The organism is Myxococcus sp. AM009 (genome assembly GCF_013372605.1).
GTDB classification, from domain to species: Bacteria; Myxococcota; Myxococcia; order Myxococcales; family Myxococcaceae; genus Myxococcus; species Myxococcus vastator.
Map to the genome: position 1 here is coordinate 1 of NZ_JABXEP010000314.1, position 2,889 is coordinate 2,889.

Here is a 2,889-nt window from a genome sequence, read left to right on the forward strand (position 1 = left end):
GTCGACCTGCCCCTCTCCTCCTTCTTCTCCGCTCCCTCCGTCGCTTCTCTCGCCCAGGTAGTCGAAGGGTTGGCCGGCACCGGCAAGTCGCTCCTGCCCGCGCCCACTCCCAGGGCCGAGGCCGCGCCGGTGCTCTCCTCCACGCAGGAGCGCCTGTGGTTCATCCAGCAGCTCCAGCCCGACTCTTCCGCCTACCACATCCCAGAGGCCGCTCTCCTTCACGGCCCTCTCGACGTCGAGGCGCTGTCGTCCGCACTCCGCTGGCTTCTCTCTCGCCATTCAGTGCTCCGCCTCGCCGTCCCCTCTGACGAAGGGCGCCCTGCTCCCTTCCTCCTCGAGGTGCCGACACGCGTCCTCCGTCACCAGAAGGTGGAGGCCGCCGACGAGGTGCAGCCCTGGCTGCGGGAGGAGATCGACACGCCGTTCTCGATGGAGCATGGCCCGCTCTATCGCTTCAGCCTGCTGAGTCTCTCTGCCGAGCACCACGTCCTGTCGCTCGTCTTCCACCACCTGGCGGTGGATGGCTTGTCCCTGTCCATCCTGGTCCGCGAATTGGGCGTGGCGTATCGAGCGTTCCAGCAGGGCGCAGCTCCCGAGCTGCCACCTGTGACACTGGATTGGGCGGACGTGGCGGTCTGGCAGCGCAGCGCCCCCGTGCTCGCGAGCGAGGACGCGCAGCTCGAATACTGGAAGCAGCAGCTCACCGGCGCACCGGCGGTCCTGTCGCTCCCCACGGACAAGGCGCGGCCTCCAGTCCTCTCACCTCGGGGACGGCTGACCCGCCGGGAGCCGCTGTCCATTCGCCTGAACGAGGCCGTGCGCGCGCTCTGCCGCGAGCGGCAAGTCACGCCCTTCATGGTGTTCTACGCGGCCTTCGCCGCGCTGCTGCGCCGCTACTCGCAGCAGTCCGACTTCTGCGTCGGCACGCCCGTCGCGGGCCGCACCCATCCGGCCACCGAGGACGTCGTCGGCACCTTGGTGAACACGCTGGTGCTGCGCAGCCAGGTGCACGCGGACAGCTCCTTCGACTCACTGCTCTCCGAGGTCCGCGCCACCACCCTGGAGGCCATGTCCCACCAGGACGTTCCTTTCGAGCGCGTCGTTCGTGCGCTGGGCGTGGAGCGGACTTCCGCTCACTCACCGCTCTTCCAGGTGATGTTCGACCTGTACCAGCAGGGCGATGCGTTGACAGGCGCATTCCCTGGACTCGATGCGCGCCCGCTGGAACTGGACATCCACACCACGCACTTCGACCTGTCGCTGACGGTGCACGCCAGCACGGAAGGTTTCGGCGTGACGGTGCAGTACAGCACCGACCTGTTCGAGCACGACTCCATCCAGCGCCTGGTTGGCCACTACCTGCGCCTGCTCGAAGGCGCGCTCGCCGCTCCCTCCGCGCCGCTTGCGTCCGTCGACCTCCTCTCCGCCTCCGAGCGCCAGCAGGTCCTCTTCTCCTTCAACGACACCTCCAGGCCCTTCGACTCCCTCGCCTCGGTGTCCTCCCTGTGGACCGCCCAGGTCGCTCGCGCTCCCGACGCCACCGCACTCGTCCTCGCCTCCTCCGGCCTTCGCCTCTCCTTCTCCCAGCTCCACGCTCGCGCCACCTGCCTGGCCCAGCACCTGCTTGGCCTTGGCGTCCTCCCGGAGGACGTCGTCGGCCTGTGCCTCGAGCGCTCCGAGGACGCCGTCGTCGGCCTCCTCGCCATCCTCCTCAGTGGCGCCACCTGCCTTCCTCTCGAAGCCACTCACCCGCACGAGCGCCGTGCCTCGCTTCTCCACCGGGCTCGGGCTCGCTTCGTCCTCTCTCGCCCGGACTTCTTCTCCGACGCCTCGCTGGCGATTCCCCTCGTCCAGCCGCTCTCGCCTGAGTCTCCGTCCTCACTTCCCCTCCCTCGCGTCCTCCCGGACTCGCTCGCCTATCTCCTCTTCACCTCTGGCTCCACTGGCGAGCCCAAGGGCGTTGAGCTCTCTCACCGCTCCCTCGTCCACGCCTTCGACTCCTTCGACTCCCTCTACGACACGCGTCCGGGTGACTGCTGGGCTTCCTCCAGCAGCTTCTCCTTCGACATCCATCTAGAGGAGCTGTTCTACGGGCTCACTCGAGGCGCCACGGTCGTGCTGCGTGACGTAGGGCCGCTGGGGCTGGGGCGCGACATCGCCCGCCACGGCATCACGCACGTCAGCACCACGCCGTCCTCGCTGGCCACCGCGATGGAGGAGCCCGGAGCCGTTGCGGCGCTTCGCACGCTCAAGCGCCTCATCTCGGGAGGCGAGGCGCTGCCGGATGCGCTGACGCGGCAGCTCCAGGATTCGTCCCTCCAACTGCTCAACACCTACGGCCCGACGGAGACGACCATCTGCGTGGTGGCCGAGAAGGTGGAAGCCCACCGCCCCGTCCGCCTGGGCCAGCCCTTGGCTCGCTCTCAGGCCTACGTCCTCGACGAGGCCGGCCTCCCCTCTCCCATCGGCGTCCCGGGAGAGCTCTTCCTCGGCGGCGAAGGCCTCGCTCGCGGCTACCGCGCACTTCCTCACCTCACCGCCGAGCGCTTCGTCCCCCACGCCTTCTCTTCCTCTCCCGGCGCTCGCCTCTACCGCACCGGCGACCGCGTCCGCTGGAATCCCGACGGCTCCCTCTCCTACCTCGGCCGCACCGACTTCCAGCTCAAGGTGCGTGGCGTCCGCGTCGAGCCCGAGGAAGTCGAGGCCGCCCTCTGCCGTCTCCCCGGCGTCCGTCAGGCCGCCGTCCTTCCTCTCTCCTCTCCCCACTCCTCCGACGTCCGCCTCGTCGCCTTCCTCGTCCTCGACGACGCCACCCCCTTCCTCCCCTCCTCTCTCCGACACCAACTCTCACGCCTCCTCCCCGAGGCGCTCCTCCCCTCTCCCCTCCTC

1 protein-coding gene is annotated in these 2,889 nt (G+C 69.1%); it reads left to right on the forward strand.

All coding sequences use genetic code 11. The annotated features are described in order from the left end of the window. The coding region (locus tag HV824_RS35405; RefSeq protein ID WP_176425234.1) for an amino acid adenylation domain-containing protein at positions 1–2,889 on the forward strand (2,889 nt) is incomplete at both ends.